Source organism: Nostoc sp. NMS2 (assembly GCF_017115105.1).
Lineage (GTDB): Bacteria > Cyanobacteriota > Cyanobacteriia > Cyanobacteriales > Nostocaceae > Nostoc.
Map to the genome: position 1 here is coordinate 1 of NZ_JABXKH010000111.1, position 17,740 is coordinate 17,740.

The following is a 17,740-nucleotide window of genomic DNA, read 5'->3' on the forward strand; positions in this document are numbered from 1 at the left end:
CACGCCCAGATTTAACTGAGAGGTGCGGGGAATAATATCCCCCATCGACTCAACCAAAGGGATGTCGGATGTTTTTAGATGCCCAACCTTCTGTTGCTTCTCCAGTAGCGGAGTTGGTGCGGAGTTATCCCATCCACTCAACCCATGTCATAGCCCATATCCGTAAAGCTACTCAGGGTGAAGTTGCCCTACACAACTGCCATCCTTTCCGCAGAGAATTGTGGGGTCAATATTGGGTATTTGCTCACAACGGTAATTTGCCAAATTTTGATCCAGAAAATTTGGGCTTTTATCAAGCCGTAGGTGATACAGATAGTGAAAAAGCATTCTGTATGATGCTAGAAACATTGCGATCGCGCTTTCCTGATGGTAAACCTGACATCAAGAAACTGTATCGTGTGCTAAAACAAATTAGTGACGCAATTGCAAAAATAGGTATATTCAATTACCTATTATCCGATGGAGAACACTTTTTTGCTCATTGTTCAACTAACCTCAGCTACATTGTCCGCCAAGCGCCCTTTGCAGCTGCCCATTTGATCGATCAAGATATGACCGTAGATTTTCGGGAAGTAACTACCGAACGCGATCGCGTTGCTGTTATTGCTACTACTCCCCTCACTGACAACGAAGTTTGGACACAAATCCAACCGGGAGAATTACTAGTTTTTCAGGATGGGCTACCACTGAAAATATGTATTTAGCTAAAAATGCGAGCTTGTTGGCGAATTCAAAAATTCACCAGAAATTTTCCCATTTAGATACTTTCTAGATGGGTTTCTATACTACTCAGTTAAGCATTTTGAACTCAGAATCTGGTTTGGGAAAAAGGTTAAAGGGGAAGGGTTAAAGGTTTTTTCTTTCCCTTTTCCCCATACGAATTACGAATTACGAAAGACGCTCGCGGACTCGCTAATGCAAAACTTAATTACGAATTACGAACTTGTACTGAGCGTAGCCGAAGTATTACGAATTACGAATTATTATCTTACCAGGAGAGTCTAGTTAATTGGCTAAACAGCGACTCGACACACTATTAGTAGAGCTAAATTTATGTTCTTCTCGCGCCTTGGCACAAAGGCTAATTCAGGCGGGGGAAGTGACTGTTAATCAGCAGCTAGTTGATAAGCCTGGTACAGAAGTTGATATTGCGGCTCAAATAAATATTAAGGAGCGATCGCCTTTTGTGTCTAGAGGCGGTGAAAAACTCTCCAAAGCTTTGTCAGTATTTGCCATCCCTGTAACAGAGCGAATTTGTTTAGATGGTGGGATTTCTACTGGTGGTTTTACTGATTGTCTCTTGCAAGCTGGAGCAAAACAAGTTTACGGTATTGATGTTGGTTACGGACAAGTTGACTGGCGGTTGCGAAATGATTCGCGGGTGATTTTGCGGGAACGCACCAATTTACGCCAACTACGACCAGATGAGTTATATAGCGAAAACGATCCGATTCCTGATTTAGCGGTGGTTGATGTATCGTTTATTTCTTTAACTAAGATTCTGCCTGCTTTGTGGCAACTAACTCAAGCTAATCGAGAAGCTGTGTTGTTAGTCAAGCCACAGTTTGAAGTTGGCAGATCCCGTGTGGGTAAAAAAGGTGTTGTACGAGATCCAAACGACCAAGCTGATGCTATTTTCCAGGTGTTGCAAGCAGCCCACGGATTAGGATGGAAATACAAAGGCTTAACTTGGTCGCCGATCACTGGCCCGGCTGGGAATATCGAATATCTTTTGTGGTTGGGAATGGAAAGTGAAATACCATTACCTGATTTAGAGGCAATTAAGCAAATAACACAATCAGCAACAACTGATTTACGAAAAAGTTAAAGAAGAATGCAGAATTCAGAATAAATTAGTGGGGGACTTAGAGGATTTTTGAAAAGTATTGGGCGAATAGAATAGAGCCTCCGGCACGCTGACGCGAACGCTACTACACAAACCAAGTCCACCTCTGTGGACTAATACAAAATCAAGGTTTTTAACCCACGCAGGTGGGTTTTGTTTGTGTAGCCGCGACTTCTAGTCGCCCGGCTTTTCTGAATTCTTTCTTATTAAACGTCGTAGATTAAACATTCTACGGAAGCCGGATGGCGATCGCAATAGTTTTCTAAAGAGTTTTTCTTTGCTTTTGCTTGCTGTTGATCGGCTTTCTCAGCTTGCAATTCTTCCACAATGTCCCAGGCTACGGCACAATTAGCAGAATCACTGCCATTTAGCTCACAAGTTGTGCGAGCTTCAGTAATGGCTTCAGTAATGGCTTCTTCAAGATTTGCTGCACCAGCAGTTTCAAATGAGTTTAGGGTAGTTGTCATGATCCTTTTACCTTTAATTTATGCAGATAGATAATAGGGGATAGTTTTTTCTATAACCTTTTCCCTGTAACCTGTTTCCTCAATCTTGCATCCCAAATTCAGAATGTCAGTCAATTGTCAGAAGAGCTTGATAGAAGTTCATAAACACTTGTAAACGGTAAGAAATGCTTAACAAAATTTATTTATTCTCAATATTTTATGCCTAACTCTTGTCGCAAACGATACAGAATTGTATTGTGATCGACTTGAGAGAGAATTTCTTGAATGACACTGCTAGCGCCCAACTGTCCCCAAGTGCAGCCCTTTTCGAGATACACCTGAGCAGCTTTGCCAACGGAGTATGCACCATAACCAGCGATACCAGCTTGAGCGATCGCACTGCCAGCAAAAGCAGTAATATTGCTAGGATTATCACCACTGGTTATTGCAGCAGTACTTTTACCTAAACCTAGAACAAAACTACTACCTAATTCTCCCAGTAGCAAGCCACCAGAACTAAATAAAATCGTTTTTAAAATTTTTCCGGCTTCATAGCTAGTCATTGGCAAACCATATAATCTAGCTAGAGCGCGAATTAAAGCTAAATCGGCAACAGTTCCGCCAAGGATATCTAAGAAGGCGATGGGATTGAGCATTACTGCCAAAGCTTTGTATTTGGTAAATTGCCAAATGATATTTTCAGCTTCTTGTTCGCGTAAATCGATGGTTTTTTGAGCGATCGCGGCTTCTGCATCCCGTGCTTGGATGAGGGCATTTAAAGCCAGAAGCGATCGCCCTTCCCGATTCAGAATGTTCAGAATTGTCTCTTTGAGTTCGTCTACTTGCGGTGGTGGTGTCTCCCATTCATAACTGACACGCCCATCAGGCCACTCTACCCGCACTTCCATTGCTGCTGGTTCCGCCGCCACCATGACAATTTCATCAGGTAATAGAGGCTTTGCTTGAGGATGCCCAGCACCTAGTTGTTGTAAATTTTCATAAATCGCTCCCTGGTCTGTATCTGGGTAAAGGTCTATTTTGTTAAATACTAAAATCAGGGGTTTTTGCGATCGCCGCAATTCCAGCAGCGCCTGATACTCCGTGCGCGTGATATCACCAGACACGACAAACAAAATCAAATCCGCCTGATGCACAACTTCTCGTGCCATATCCGCCCGTGACTCACCCTCAATTTCATCTAATCCTGGGGTATCAATTAACTCTACTAGTACCTTACCTCCTGGCTGCCAACGCACCGAACGGGGCCATTGAGTGACACCGTTTAGAGGCCCAGTTTGCAGAATTTTGTCTCCCAGTAAAGCATTTAAAACTGCTGACTTACCACGACTCACCAAACCAAAAGCGGCAATTCTAATCACGTTAGAATCCAGCTTATTGAGTGTAGAGTTCAAAGCTTCCAATTCCGGTTTCAACAAACCTGCCAATTCCGGGTTAGATGACAACTGTCCTGATTTGCGGAGATATCCATACCAAGACAGCGCTTGTCTGAGACTAGCGCGGGCACGATTTAAGTGGGTTTCTTGCAGATTACGATAAACCGACATAATACCAATACTTCAGACCTTGTTGTCTCGAAAATGCTCAAACAATACTTCAAAGAGCTACTTTCAGAATTTGAGCAGAATAATTATTTTTAGTATATTTTCATACTTAGTAACTATGCTCAACTAATGCTCATTCTCTCAGGGAAAAGAGAGTATCTCTATCTTACTTATATCCCTAAAGTTCTTGGACTATGACTCTAAATCGACAATATTGCTATCTCTAATAAGACGATCGGTTAAAACTTGGTACAAATCAGAATGTCACAGAGCGGGATTGGGGAAGAGAGATTTTCATAGATCCAGCGTACTGAACTGCCAGTGTCATTAAATATCAGCTAAGTGATAAAGTGAGAAAATAGCCAAACTTTATCGAAATTACTGTATATGCCAGAAGAGTTCATAACTGAAGAACTAAAGAAACAAATGGGTAAATTTAAAGTACCCAACATAGCTGTTATTGGTAGAACAGGAGTAGGAAAAAGCACAATTATAAATTCAGTTTTTGGAGCTAATTTAGCCCCAACGGGCACTGGCTTGTCTATCACTCCAAAGTTTCATCGCTATCCTCCAAAAAAATCTCAGATCCCTGCACCTGTAGTGATATATGATTCACCTGGGTTTCAAGCAGGTAAAGAAGAAAAGTTTGTCAAAACTGTCTCAGATTTTTTAGCAGAAAAGCAGAAAAAGGCTATTAAGGAACAAAAACAACAAGAGGGATTTAATTCACAAATTCATCTTGTCTGGTATATTGTCAACGCTGCATCAGCTAGAGTAGAGCCTTTTGAGAAAGAAATCATTGACAAAATTAATTCCCAGAAGATTCCAGCGATCATTGTGCTATCTCAATGCGATCGCGCTAGTGACAACGAGATTGAAGGGGTGGAAAAAGCATTACGTGATTTTGAACTAGCGAAAGTCTACGATATCCTACAAATAGCCGCATCTCCATTAATACTTCCCAAAACTAACAAGCCTATTTGCGAGCCTTTTGGTTTGAATGAACTACTGGATAAAACTATTGAACTCTTACCAGACATTTACACAGAGGCGTTGATTGCCATGCAAATGGTTAATTTAAAAGATAAAAGAGAAATTGTTTGGAAATACATATCTACAGCCGCAATGACTTGCTTTGGCGCAGGTTTTACACCAGTACCAAATTCTGCTACTCTTTTGACTTCTCAAATTAGTTTGTGCATTGGTATTGCCTCTATCTACGGTTATAAAGAAGTTACCGAATTTATTGTAAACATCGGTACGGTGGCAACATTGAATACATTAATATCGACTGCACTTGGAGATGTATTTGGACTATTTTTTCCACCGGGTAGCGTGCTGACAGCAGCTGCATCCGCCTCCTATATTGTCGCTTTTGGACGTACTTGTACGGCTGTATTTGAAAAAATGGCAAAAGATAATCTTCAAGGCAAAGGAAAAGAAGAAATTAAACAATATTTACAAGCGAATTTCCAGCAAGAATTTGCAAAATACACCCTCTTTCGGATTAATTCTCCTGAAGAATTAAAGATTGTGGAACATAATTTTCTTAACCCTTCTTAAAATTTAATGCTTGCCTCGAATGAAAATTAGTAGAAATATATAATCCTTATAGGCATCCATCCTAAACCATTTGGGAAAAATAAAATAACCTAAATATTTGGGCATTCTGCTATTTGTAGTTCTCAATCCTTACATATTTCAGAGGATTGTAATAAATCACACTCTACTAATTCTCAATTATTTGGTAAGATTATATTAAACCATTCAAAACGTTTCACCTCACCCAACCAGCAACTCATGGCAGAAGAAACTGTTACGAAAGCTGTAGCAAGTATCATGGGAGACATCAAGTCTCCGAATATTCTCGTAATGGGAGCTATAGGGGCTGGTAAAAGTAGTCTTATTAATGCTGTATTTGGTAAAGAACCAGCTAAGGTTGGCGCGGGTTTGCCTGTAACCAAATCTTTTAATTATTATAGTAACAGTATTGTTAATATCTACGATTCAGCTGGCTATCAGTTAAGTGAAGGTAAGACTTTTGTTGAAAATATTATAGAATTTTTGCAAACAAAAGAGAAGTTAGGTATTGAAGAACAGATTCATCTAGTTTGGTATCTAATCAATGCAGCATCAGCTAGGGTTGAATTTTTTGAAATTAATATTATTAATCAACTTCGCAAACGCAAGATACCTCTAATTATTGTTATTTCTCAGTGCGATCGCGCTAGTGCGGAAGAAATTAAAAGCGTCAAAAATATATTAGCAGACTTCGGAATTACACCAGAATCAGATTTAATTGAAATAGCCGCATCTCCTCTCATCTTTAAAGGTAAACCTATTTCTGAAACATTTGGATTAGAAGAACTTGTCGCTAAAAGCATTGAGCATTTACCAGCAATTTATGCAGATGCTGTGAGAATGGCACAAATTGTGAATTTGAAGTCAAAACGAGAACTAGCCTGGAAGTTAATTGTCACAGCAGCAACAGCCAGTTTTGGTAGTGCTTGGATTCCTATCCCTGGTGCAACCACAGGAACAACTTTAGCAGTACAAGCATCTCTTAGTATTTCCATTGCATCTATCTATGGATTTGGGAAAGCTAGAGAATTTTTATCACGAATTTATCAAGGTACACCTACAGAATCAGCACTACGCTTTGCTGGAACTACATTAGGTTTAGACATTTTAAGAAGTTTGATACCTATTGTGGGTAGTTTAGTTGCTGCAGGAACATCTGCAACATACATTGTTGTTTTGGGATTAGCTTATACATCTGCTTTTGAAGCAATGGCTAAGGCTCATATAGATCCCAATGATACAGCAACTATTAATAGTTTCTTAACTACAGTTCTTAAGCAAGAATTTGAAAAATATACTGATATAGCTATTAAAACCAAAGAAGATTTAGCTAACTTTAAAAATATATTTATTAATAAATAATTATTTAATCAAGCTGTGCAAAGCGAATCTCAATTCGCCGACGCTCCACTTTATCAGTTTTGTCAGGTAAAGCAAATCCTCTATTATCTGGTAACAGCAATTGAGCAGCAGAATAAGCCCTCCATTGTAGCTTTTTGAAACGTTGATCTTTCGTTTTATTTTGAGCTTTTTGAAGTTCCTTGATTACTGCTAAAGCTCGCATTAAACCCAAATCAGCATTCGATCCTGGACAAAGAATGCTAATATTTTCTCGATTTTGCGCTACCTTTTCTAAATGTTTATCTAAATTACTCCCTTGTCTATTATTGCAATTTAATCTGCCAACCTCCCGACCATCAGTATGACCGATAACTTCGATTACTTCAACCTTTTTATTAGCGTTTACGAGTTGATTAATCTTACCTAAAATTTCATTTAATTTTTTCCCATTTTCACCATTTTCATCAAGAATATCCTTCTGCAAATTTGCTGGTAAATCTGCCTTAGCTGAAGCAAATTTATATTCTTTTCCTGAAATGGTAACTATTGCTGATTTATCGTTATTAGCCGAATTAGGGTAAGAGTTATGAGTTGCAACAGAATTGATTACTAGCAATAATAACAGTGTAATAACAAGGAAAGCATTAGACATTAAATCTGTGAAAGCGGCCCAAATATTGAATGTATCACTAACCGGATTTCTATCTTTTCTCCGCATATTATTAGAGGTTGTTTAAAAAGTGTTTCACTGTGACTTTAGGCACTTTTAGATCCCCACTAACCCAGGCCAGTCGCTCCACTTGGGAGACCCCAAGACCGCGCTGGCTCCCCTGAATAAAGGTAGGAATCGGAGTTAAAGTCCACTAATTAAGGATTTTGAGAGGATCTTAATAATTGCAATAGAGAATTAAAATCGCTTTGAATTTGGTTGATTTCTTTGACATATTTTGCTATTTGACCAGAAACATTTTGCAATTGACCGTTTTGATTTTGCACTTCTGTCGTATATCTATTTAGTGTTCCTGTTATCTGAGATGTATTGGTACTAAAAGATTGTGTTGTTCCTGCAAGAGTCTGAATATCTTTCTGAAGCTGATTAGTAATTTGAGATGTATTTTGGCTAAAAGATTGTGTTGTTCCTGAAAGCGTATTAATATTTTGCTGAAGCTGATCGGCTATCTGACTTATACTTTGTCTATTAGTGTCAATTAGTTTGTCTATCCGATTGGTAATATTCGATACAGCAGCAACGAATCGCCCATTTTCATCTGTAGAATTATTTAATGAGTTTGTAGAGAAATTTAATGAATTTGTTGTACTTTCAAGACTTTCTTTTGTATCTTGCAGAGAATTCACTATGTCCGAATAAATAGTTGTCAACCCCGCCAATTTGGTAGTTAATTGTGTTAGATTACTCGCTGCATTCTGTAAAATTGCAGTTGTATTAGTGAAAATTTTGGTATCATCTTTTATGATCTGTGAAGATTTATCGGCTATATCTTTAAAATTACTAGTAGATTGTTTTACAGTATCTTGAAATTGTTGATTAAGTTGAGGTAGGGTTATGATAAATTGGCTCAAACTTTGAGAGTAAGTATCTATAGCCTCAACTAGGTTATCAAACTTTTCATTCAAATCCAGATATTTTTGTTTTTCAATAATAGTCTTTTCAAGCTCAAATTCTAAACTGATAAAAAGTTGATCCTTAGCTATATCTAATTCATAAGATGGATATCGTCTGATCAATACTAAACTCAAAGATAGCGCAATCAAGCTACTGACAAAGGCAATTGCCATTGAGCCGATAATTTCTGGTAAAACCTTTTCTAAATTAAATTTACCAGAAATTTTTGTACTCATGGAAAATAAATTTATTGTTATTCCCAAAAATGTACCACTTAAACCAATAGATATAAGGATATTCGGGAGCGATTGATAATAACGTTTTTCTTTTTCCCATTTTTGAGCTTTATTATTTTTGCTATATAAATTTTCTATAAATAATATTTTATTAATTAAGTTATGTTTTTCTTTTTCTGGAAAAAGAAAATCAAGTTCAGTGCGAAGTTCTTTATTAATAGTCTTTTTAATTTCTCCAATATCTTCAGTTAGTTTAGATTTTAAAATGGCTCCTTCTAGAGTCCATTTCAGAGACAAAAAACCAAATAAACTTACTAAGAGTGAACTATACCAAGTTAATTTTAAAATTCCCCATAAACCAATAAATAATAAAATGCAGAAAGTTAAGCTTGTGTATAAACTATTTTTTAAAAAATTACGAAATGCGGGTTGATTGATCACCAGATAACCTCAGAATTTTGTTGGTAGATAAAAATATGTTTTTAATTTTACAACACTTACAACGTTTATCAGAACACAAGTGGCAATTCATTTGTGAAGTAAATTCCAGATAATTTATAAATATTTTTGGCTATAAGTAACACGTTGTTAAATTATATAAGAATTTATTAACTAGACTTTTGTGATTGACAATTGCTCCCAAATCACATTACTAAAAAGTATGTATTTTTTCATAACAAAACTTAATTCTGCCATTTTGGATAGTATTGCAACATCTTGTTGCAGTATAAATACGCTAAGTAGAATACTTCTATATCTTTAGCAGTCCTAAATAATTAGTAAAAAATCTTAGTATTCTTGTAGATGTGTAACCGTAACATTATATATTAGTATAATACGGGCTTAATCTTATACATTCTATCTGTATTTGTATTTGAAAAGTCAAAAAATACTCTTATCCTATATATTTACTATGTAACAGAAAAGACCTATGAATGGTATATACTAGTACCAAAAGACAAAATTATATAGCTCTTGATTTTGCCGCAGGGTGGCTGCATTATGTCAATAAAATTTTCATATTCTCAATAGAGCCAAAAATAATCTCACTAATCTCTGCTTATTAACAAAGATATTCTTCTAAGGGGTGCTAGATGAATACTGGCGATTATATTAACGGACGTTATAAAGTCATAGAAACTCTTGGTAAAGGTGGTTTTGGCTGTACTTATTTAGTCAGAGATTTGACTAACAACGGTCAATATGCTGCAAAAAATCTTACATTCGCTAGAAACAACTCAATGTTTTCTAAAGTCGAAGAGCTTTTTGAACGGGAAGTTGAGACGATGAAAGAGTTAAATCATTCCCAAATTCCCGAGTTTATTGAATATTTAAAAGTTAACCAAGAACTTTATTTAATTCAAGAATATATTCCAGGAGTGACTCTTGAGGAAGAAATAACATCAGGAAAAAAATATAATGAAGAAGAAATAATATGTTTATTAAATGAAATATTGGAAATATTAAAATATATTCATAATCTACCTAAAAAAATTATTCATCGTGATATTAAACCCGTAAATATAATCAGAAGAAAAAATGATGATAAGTTGGTATTGATAGATTATGGTGGTGTAAAGTATTTTGCTCAAACGAAGTGTATGCAATCTCAAACACCACCCACTGTCATTTCTTCAGGAGATTATACACCTCCCGAACAAAAGGGTGGTGAAGCTAAATTATGTAGCGATATATATGCACTGGGGGTAACAGCGATCGCTGCAATCACAAGTAATAATTTGCCAACAGATCGCAATGGAGAAATTACATGTGAAAATCTCGCAAATATTAGCCCTGAATTAAAAAGAATTTTGTCCAAAATGATTAAGCCATTGTATGAATATAGATATCAAAAAGTAGAAGAAGTTTTAAGTGAATTAAAAAATATCAGAAATTCATCATCTTCACAAATAACTCAAGTAATTCCCTCACTTCAAATTAATCATCCAACCTCGCAATCACAAATTACTGACAGAATTGCAGCAGCCGTAATGGTAGTTGTATCTATATATGCAATTTGTGCTGCGGCTGGTATAATACCTACTATAAAAGAAACAAAACCCTACAAAAAAGCCATATCTAGTGAACTACTAAGCTAAGTTGCGATCGCTTTCAAGAATATTTGTAAGGATTCAGGTGGTGTGGAGTGTTTTGATGTTCGATTGATCTTTTCTAACCCATTTTTGACTGTAGCGTTTCAAATCCTGTGAACGGTTTCTGCGTAGGTTAGGTTGAGCAACGAAACCTAACCTACGCAACCTACTATTGTAAATTTGTTAATGGGACTCAGTTTGATTCTTTTGACTTTGAACTTTTGACTTACTTATCTATTCAGAACATGGGATCGTGTTGATTATCCCAACACTTGCGATCGCGCCAATTTCTCCCAGTATGTTCACATTCAGAGGCATCATCTATCCAAGGAATCGATGTAGAGTAGTGCGAGGTTCCAGTGGAAGCGAATAAACTAGCAGTGAATAAGGGCAATAATAAGGATAAAGTTGTCAATGTACAAATTGGTACAATTATTAAATATCCAGTGAGTAGCACAACGTTAGTATGAGTCCAAAAAACTGTACCTATTTTATTATTTTTTTGGCGAGTTTTTAAGTTAGTTTTTGAATTCGAGAAAAGCATAATGCAACCCTATTTATGCCGGTTTATATAGCAATCTCATTTGATTTGTCAAAGCCAAGCTGACTGAGAGCAAGCCAGATCGGGTTTTAGTTCTCAATATATTTAGCAAAAATCAAATGGAATCCTATATGACTACGGATTTTTACGTAAGAACATTATTGAATTTATATACTCTGATGTCAAAGGTGCAAGTGACGACTTGTTAGAAGTTTTAATCTATGGGCACTAAAAAATATTTTTCATGAAAATATGTTGAAGTTATGGCAATCGCCCTTGAGTAAATCGTGGCAAATTTAACTCACTGGATTATTGTATTGCGATCGCATTCTAGGTAAAGTGGACATCTTACCTCTCGTCGCAGCTTTTTACCATTATTTTGGACTCGCTACTCAGGTTAGCAAAATTTTGAGTCATGCTGGCAGTATAGAAGTAGCGTTAATTCTTTTTTATGCTTGGAGGATGACTGTTAAACCAATTCAGAAAAAAATATCTTTAATCTCCAGTTGGCTGTCGCCGATGTTGTAAAAACCACTCATACAACTCTGGATTATTGTATGTCTGCGTCCATGAGTCGTGATCGGCTTCTGGATAAACTGTAAATTTCACATTTCCATCGTGGGCTTTGAGTGCAGAAACCATGATTTCAGACTCGCTTAAGGGAACAACACGATCTTTTGCTCCGTGAAATGCCCACACAGGAAGGTTTTTCAGTTTATGTACTTGGGCTGGATTACCACCGCCACAGATAGGCGCGATCGCCGCAAATCGTTCTGGCTGTGCTGCTGCTAAATGCCAGGTTCCGTAACCACCCATGCTTAAACCGGTCAGGTAAACCCGATCTAGATCAACAGAATAGGATGCAATAACCTCATCCAGAAGGGTGCTTAATCGCTCTATATTCCAATATTCACCACGCGGACATTGGGGAGAAATGACAATGAAGGGAAAATCAGGCTGTTGTTCTACAACCTTGGCGACACCGTGCTTTTTCACATGATTTAAGTAAGAGCCTCGCTCACCCGAACCGTGTAAACATAGAATTGTTGGCAGTGGCTGTTGTGTTTCGTTGCGACTTCCGTCTTGGTGCAGTCCATCGGGCAAGAATAGCAGATAGTTATAGCTGTCGGTAGAAGTAATTTGTTGTTGTACTGGCGGCATAAAATAAAAAAATTCTGTTAGTTTAACGTCTACGAATAGCTATTGTATAACTTGGACGCTGTGTTGCTTCTCGTTGACTCTTAACTAAACGAAAATCATTATCTATATATAGATGCTCTAAAAAAGAAGTAGCTAAGTAAACTTTTTCAAATTTTTTGACAGTATTTCTGTTCATATCTTTTAATATAAGTTCTGGCTGTAAATCTATATTTGGTAATGTCTTTGTAAATTTAGATTTTACTGTTGTCGTAAACCACTCGTCTGCATCGTCAATAGTCAACGGAATTTCTCTATTTTTCAATGCTTGGAATATCCCAACATTTTTAATATCCCACTGCTCATCTCTAACTGAATATTTTTGTAACAACATTAAGTCATAAGCTGGTAATTTTGATACAAATTTTTGCCAAAAACCAGACTGATGTCCTGGTGCATAACGGGCAATATTTGCATAGTAACCATCATGATGAAAAATTTGGTAAGACTGCTCGTGTATCCTACCAGGTAAAATATCTTGAAAAGGGATAGTAGACCATATTGGTATCCATACTCCCGTGACGATCGCCACTTGATCTGCAACCTTACTAAAGGGATTACGTCGGCTCAACTCTGCAAAATATGGTGCTAATTCATTTTTATAAAATTCTACTTTGGCTTTTAGCGACTCTAAATTGCGACCTTTAACAAGTTCTAAAATTTTATTTTTAATTTCTGGTGTACTCCAATATATTAATTCTTTGTTACTTGTCACATTTGCCATTAGCCTTTATCCTGGTAACATTTCCAGATTTTGATTGCGTCATTAATAGAGTAACTTGAGCAAACAATACAGATACGAGGACACAAAGAAATAACTCTCTGCGTCCCCGTATCTCTTGAATGAACGACTACCACCAAATTCGATTTCCATTTTCGTCAACTCGTGCCTGCCGAATTACGTCAGAAATCTCTTCAGCATCTTTAACGTGGTGTAGTGCCTTCTTTTCGCCGTCGGGTTCATCTACAACGAAGTAAGTCGGGACTGTAATTCTGTCACCTGTAATGTCTGGTGCATCATCAACAGCTACCTGTTGAGCCTTTTCTTCAACAGATTGAGACTCATCAGCAATTCTATCTCCCGGATTTGCAGTTAAGTTTCTTTCGTTGACATTCGGTTCTTCACTAGAATGCGAATCTTCGCTCACTGGTTGATTAATTTGATTTTCTTGATTATTCTCAGTCATGGTTTTTCAGGTCTTAAACGATGTAGTTTTACTAATAACACTTTAAAAAATTGAAGGTATAAAGAGTTCTTTCTCTGGAGAGACTTTGAGAGTTCATTTGAGCAAAACACCTCTTAAGTTAGATATTCGCTTAGATAAATTTACTTCTTTGGTTCAAATGGCGGATATTTTTCCCAATACTTTTACAAATTTAGTCGCAAACATAGAAAGTTAATGCCAAGTATGAATCAAAAATAGATTGTTGCTATTGATTATACAGACCATAGGATGACTTGACCTGCCATTGGTCGCCAGTGCTTTCCAAATACAGCAAATTCCCATAGCTACATGGAATTGCTGCACAGTAGCCAGTTATTTGAATTAATGCCTGCGAAAAATCCTGAGAAAATCCTGGACGAGTCAAGGTATATATCATAGACCACGAATAATCAGTCCCGTTTCCTAGTTTTTGCAACTCTTCCTTAGAAACCAGAGTTACTTGAGAATTTGTCATCAATGGAGTTAAAAACGAAGGTTGGTTGTTGATAGATATCCAATTATCGTAAGTCTCTTTTCGGAGATGAGGAAAACCGATAATTGTCATTCCATAAATGCTAATTTCTGGAATACGAAGATTGTCCCAGGAGAGATCGGGCATCAGAGAAGTTTTGGTTATCAGGTAATTATTAGATATTTCACACAAAATCTCTCCTGTCATTATTGAATTTTGAATTACAGCAGAAAAAACCTGTGGTTCGTGTTGCGATCGCATAATATCTTTGATCAATTAAAATCTATTATGTATAATTCCCAATCTATAAGAATAAATGTGACAAAGATGACGATCTGATTTTTGATGGGAGCGATCGCGCCGTACTATATTAGTAGACCTTTCTTGGTAAATCGGGTCATGAAAGAAAATTCTTCTACCAATGGCAAAATTCCAGCTAGGATAAAAACGCGCCGGGATTTCTTAACCTACACGCTAGGTGGTACAGCTGCATCAGTAGCGATGGGGTATCTATTCCCCAAAGTCAGCCAAGGCCGTGAGATCAGTCTAGAAACCCTTTGCTCACTGTATCCAAAGAATTCACGCTGTGAAAATTATCTTCCCGGATCTGTGGCACTGGATAAAGACGGCAAGCAAATTGAAACCAATACACTATTAACAACCGCAAAGCCTGGAATTCCGATTCTCGTAAAAGGCTTGCCAGACAAAAGCGTTGATTATCTCATCATTCAAGACGGGCCAAAGATTGCTGAATACGCTATCAATCCAACTTGTACCCATTTAGGATGTACAGTTCAGTGGGATCTTGAGAAGAATCACTTTATTTGTCCTTGTCATGGATCTCAATATGATTCTCAGGGTCGAGTCATTCATGGTCCAGCAAAGCGTTCTTTACCACTGATAACTGTAGTAGTCAAGCAAAACCAAGTTCGTTTAGTCGATCACAAACCTGCTGTAGATCCTCGTTCAGCTACCAATATCAAATTAGATTAGACAATCCCACCATACTTTTTGAGCAAGTTATAAATTCTAAAAGACTAACAAAAACTACTGCATAATTTAAATTTGTCGGGTAAGCTGACAACAGCAGTTTTAATCCTCAAAACAATGACCGCAAGTAGTCCCACGATTTTAGCCCTGGACTTTGATGGAGTGATTTGCGACGGACTAATTGAATATTTTGAGGTAGCGTGGCGTACCTACTGTGAAATTTGGTCGCCAGCTAACGACACACCAGCCGATGATTTAGCTTTGAGATTCTATCGCCTACGCCCTGTAATTGAAACAGGTTGGGAAATGCCCGTTTTAATCAAAGCGCTAGTAGATGGAATTCCTGATCAGAAAATTCTTCATGAATGGTTAAGCATCGCCCCAAAACTTTTGTTAAATGACCAGCTACAAGCAAGAGAAATTGCTGCGAAACTAGATAACCAACGGGATGAATGGATTACCACCGATTTAGATAGTTGGCTAAGTCTACATAGATTTTATCCGGGTATAGTAGAAAAACTTAAATTAACTCTTGACAATGGAGTTAAACTATACATTGTGACAACTAAAGAAGGGCGTTTTGTACAGCAGTTGTTACAACAAGAAGGATTGAATTTACCAACAGGAGCAATTTTTGGGAAAGAAGTCAAGCGTCTCAAATATGAAATTTTGCGAGAGTTAAAGCAAGAAGTAGAAAACAAGCCAGTTAGTCTCTGGTTTGTAGAAGATAGACTCAAGACATTGCAGTTAGTCCAACAGCAAACAGACCTTGAAGATGTGAAACTGTTCCTTGCAGACTGGGGCTATAATACCCAAGCAGAAAGGGAAGTGTCCCAAAATGATCCGCAAATTCAGTTGTTATCACTATCTCAGTTTGCCAGAGATTTCTCTGCTTGGCTTTAACTAATTCGTAATTCGTAATTCGTAATTCGTAATTCGTAAGTGATCTAAATCCCCAACTTACTTTTATTACGAATTACGTTAGCAAGTATTAAAGCGTAATTATCAATTACGAATTATTTTAATTTTCTAGCAAAATGGCAACGAAGCGAGATATTTATAAAGATGTAGATAAATAATAATGAATTACTAAAACTTTTAATTCATAACTCATAACTCATAACTTATCACTTACATTTATGCTTGACCTAACAAAACTGGCGCGACAAATGCAGGGCTTAAGTCAGCATCTTACCTTAGAAGCTGCTGCCAGTCGCCAGCGTTTAGAATTGGCACAACAACATCTAAAAAATGCTTATGAATCTCAACAAGATTTAATCGATCGCCAGGAAAAATGGCGCGATCGCATTCTCTTTGCTAATGCTACCCCAATTGAGCCGCTAGAAACTTGCATCGATATTCCAGTTCCCCCAAAAATTCATACTGTCATCGCTACCGATGGTTCCCAAATTGCCCCCAACCATCACGAAATTGCTTACTGTTATCTCCTAAATATTGGCAGAGTCGTCTTGCACTACGGACAAAACCGCCATCCGCTACTCGATAGTTTGCCAGAAGTATTTTACCGCCCAGAAGATTTATATATGTCTCGGCAGTGGGGAATTAGAACCGAGGAATGGATGAGTTTCCGCCGCACTGCTTCAGAAACAACGGTTTTAGCAGAACTTGCATGTTCGACAAAGGGAGAAGCACCAGCATTGGCGATGGTAGATGGTTCGTTAATTTACTGGTTTTTAGAACAGTTACCCATGGATGCACGCGATCGCATTTTACCACCCATCCTTGAAGCCTGGCAGCAGATGCGTGATGCTCAAATTCCCTTGATGGGTTATCTTAGCGCCTCTCGCAGCATCGAAACAATGAACTTTTTACGGTTGTTGGCTTGTCCCCATCCAGTGCCAGACTGTAAAAGTCATTGCCCAAATCAGCTAGAAAAAGTCCCTTGTAAAATCTTTGAACAGTTGCGAGATACTTCTGTTTGGGCTACCCGACTCAAACCAGGCCAACGCAGTACCCTTTGGCGCAGTAATTCCCCGATTCTCGAACTCTACGGCGATCAAACCATTTATTTTTGCTATGTCCACGTTGGCACCGAAATTGCCCGAATCGAAGTTCCCGCATGGGTAGCAGAGAATGCAACCATGCTAGATCAAGCGCTGGGACTAATGTTAGCACAAGTGCAAAAAGGATATGGCTACCCAGTAGCGATCGCAGAAGCCCATAATCAAGCAGTGGTAAAAGGTGGAGATAGAGCGCGTTTCTTTGCCTTGCTTGAACAACAAATGATTAAAGCTGGTTTAAAAAATGTCGGAACTTCCTACAAAGAAGCCAGAAAGCGCGGCAGTATTGCTTAAATCAGGGAATAGTAAACAGTCAAGTATTTAGTGATATTTATGAAATGGTAAATTTTCAGATGAGCGAGGACTGAAGGATTAAGTCTAGACTTCAGCGATCGCTTTTTTCTCCCTCTTCTTATTTCACATCGTAGCTTGATCAAAATGGCTCTTCAGTTCATTTTATGGAATCGAATAATAAATAAAATCTAATCATAGCCTGTGTTTCTTGCTGTTACTGGATTTTAAATTTTTGAACCTTTCTATAAAACTGCGATTTTAATGCCGTACCATAAAACCAACGCAAGAACC

General features: G+C 37.6%; 16 protein-coding genes and 1 pseudogene. 8 read left to right on the forward strand and 9 right to left on the reverse strand.

The annotated features are described in order from the left end of the window. Positions 1–56 precede the first annotated feature (56 nt). Both HWQ36_RS20225 and HWQ36_RS20230 read left to right on the forward strand, forming a co-directional pair. Positions 57–704: pseudogene (locus tag HWQ36_RS20225) on the forward strand (class II glutamine amidotransferase); the annotation flags it as partial. A gap of 305 nt (positions 705–1,009) precedes the next feature. Further along, on the forward strand, positions 1,010–1,828 hold the full coding sequence (locus HWQ36_RS20230; protein ID WP_292705623.1) for a TlyA family RNA methyltransferase: 819 nt from the start codon (positions 1,010–1,012) through the stop codon (positions 1,826–1,828). 224 nt (positions 1,829–2,052) lie between these two features. Here HWQ36_RS20230 and HWQ36_RS20235 read toward each other — a convergent pair whose 3' ends face one another. Both HWQ36_RS20235 and HWQ36_RS20240 read right to left on the reverse strand, forming a co-directional pair. Beyond that, positions 2,053–2,313 (reverse strand): Calvin cycle protein CP12, encoded by a 261-nt coding sequence (locus HWQ36_RS20235; protein WP_190935401.1) that lies wholly within the window; start codon positions 2,311–2,313, stop codon positions 2,053–2,055. Positions 2,314–2,501: 188 nt separating this feature from the next. Beyond that, the gene (locus tag HWQ36_RS20240; RefSeq protein WP_292705627.1) at positions 2,502–3,857 is read right to left on the reverse strand and encodes a GTP-binding protein; all 1,356 of its coding nucleotides are present in this window, start codon (positions 3,855–3,857) and stop codon (positions 2,502–2,504) included. Between the two features lie 384 nt (positions 3,858–4,241). Here HWQ36_RS20240 and HWQ36_RS20245 point away from each other — a divergent pair, with 384 nt between their 5' ends. Beyond that, positions 4,242–5,417, forward strand: coding sequence for a GTPase (locus tag HWQ36_RS20245; protein ID WP_292705628.1), 1,176 nt, complete (start codon positions 4,242–4,244; stop codon positions 5,415–5,417). A gap of 237 nt (positions 5,418–5,654) precedes the next feature. Further along, entirely contained in the window at positions 5,655–6,797 is a 1,143-nt protein-coding gene (locus HWQ36_RS20250; RefSeq protein WP_292705630.1) for a GTPase domain-containing protein, read from the forward strand. A 4-nt stretch (positions 6,798–6,801) separates the two neighbouring features. Here HWQ36_RS20250 and HWQ36_RS20255 read toward each other — a convergent pair whose 3' ends face one another. Both HWQ36_RS20255 and HWQ36_RS20260 read right to left on the reverse strand, forming a co-directional pair. After that, entirely contained in the window at positions 6,802–7,494 is a 693-nt protein-coding gene (locus HWQ36_RS20255) for a flagellar motor protein (RefSeq protein ID WP_292705632.1), read from the reverse strand. A gap of 149 nt (positions 7,495–7,643) precedes the next feature. Next, positions 7,644–9,077: a hypothetical protein gene (locus tag HWQ36_RS20260; RefSeq protein WP_292705634.1), complete on the reverse strand. Its 1,434-nt coding sequence runs from the start codon at positions 9,075–9,077 to the stop codon at positions 7,644–7,646. A gap of 653 nt (positions 9,078–9,730) precedes the next feature. Here HWQ36_RS20260 and HWQ36_RS20265 point away from each other — a divergent pair. Then, positions 9,731–10,735 carry a serine/threonine-protein kinase gene (locus HWQ36_RS20265; protein WP_292705636.1) on the forward strand — a complete coding sequence of 335 codons (1,005 nt, stop codon included), beginning with the start codon at positions 9,731–9,733 and terminating at the stop codon, positions 10,733–10,735. Between the two features lie 232 nt (positions 10,736–10,967). On the opposite strand, the gene HWQ36_RS20270 is transcribed toward HWQ36_RS20265, so the two are convergent. The 5 genes from HWQ36_RS20270 to HWQ36_RS20290 all read right to left on the reverse strand — a co-directional run bounded on the left by HWQ36_RS20270 (position 10,968) and on the right by HWQ36_RS20290 (position 14,420). Continuing rightward, on the reverse strand, positions 10,968–11,273 hold the full coding sequence (locus HWQ36_RS20270; RefSeq protein ID WP_292705638.1) for a hypothetical protein: 306 nt from the start codon (positions 11,271–11,273) through the stop codon (positions 10,968–10,970). 492 nt (positions 11,274–11,765) lie between these two features. Then, positions 11,766–12,431 carry a prolyl oligopeptidase family serine peptidase gene (locus tag HWQ36_RS20275; RefSeq protein WP_292705639.1) on the reverse strand — a complete coding sequence of 222 codons (666 nt, stop codon included), beginning with the start codon at positions 12,429–12,431 and terminating at the stop codon, positions 11,766–11,768. Between the two features lie 22 nt (positions 12,432–12,453). Further along, positions 12,454–13,191 carry a hypothetical protein gene (locus HWQ36_RS20280; protein WP_292705641.1) on the reverse strand — a complete coding sequence of 246 codons (738 nt, stop codon included), beginning with the start codon at positions 13,189–13,191 and terminating at the stop codon, positions 12,454–12,456. A 127-nt stretch (positions 13,192–13,318) separates the two neighbouring features. After that, a complete protein-coding gene (locus HWQ36_RS20285) occupies positions 13,319–13,654 on the reverse strand; it encodes a hypothetical protein (RefSeq protein WP_292705642.1) in 336 nt (111 codons plus the stop codon). Positions 13,655–13,898: 244 nt separating this feature from the next. Further along, positions 13,899–14,420, reverse strand: a complete 522-nt coding sequence (locus HWQ36_RS20290; protein WP_292705644.1) for a hypothetical protein — start codon at positions 14,418–14,420, stop codon at positions 13,899–13,901. Positions 14,421–14,543: 123 nt separating this feature from the next. Here HWQ36_RS20290 and HWQ36_RS20295 point away from each other — a divergent pair, with 123 nt between their 5' ends. The 3 genes from HWQ36_RS20295 (at position 14,544) to HWQ36_RS20305 (ending at position 17,449) form a co-directional block, all read left to right on the forward strand. Beyond that, positions 14,544–15,137 (forward strand): Rieske 2Fe-2S domain-containing protein, encoded by a 594-nt coding sequence (locus tag HWQ36_RS20295; protein ID WP_292705645.1) that lies wholly within the window; start codon positions 14,544–14,546, stop codon positions 15,135–15,137. Positions 15,138–15,251: 114 nt separating this feature from the next. Beyond that, complete coding sequence (locus tag HWQ36_RS20300; RefSeq protein WP_292705647.1) at positions 15,252–16,037, forward strand: HAD family hydrolase; 786 nt, start codon at positions 15,252–15,254, stop codon at positions 16,035–16,037. A 236-nt stretch (positions 16,038–16,273) separates the two neighbouring features. Continuing rightward, a complete protein-coding gene (locus HWQ36_RS20305) occupies positions 16,274–17,449 on the forward strand; it encodes a DNA double-strand break repair nuclease NurA (protein ID WP_292705649.1) in 1,176 nt (391 codons plus the stop codon). The last annotated feature ends 291 nt before the right edge of the window (positions 17,450–17,740 follow it).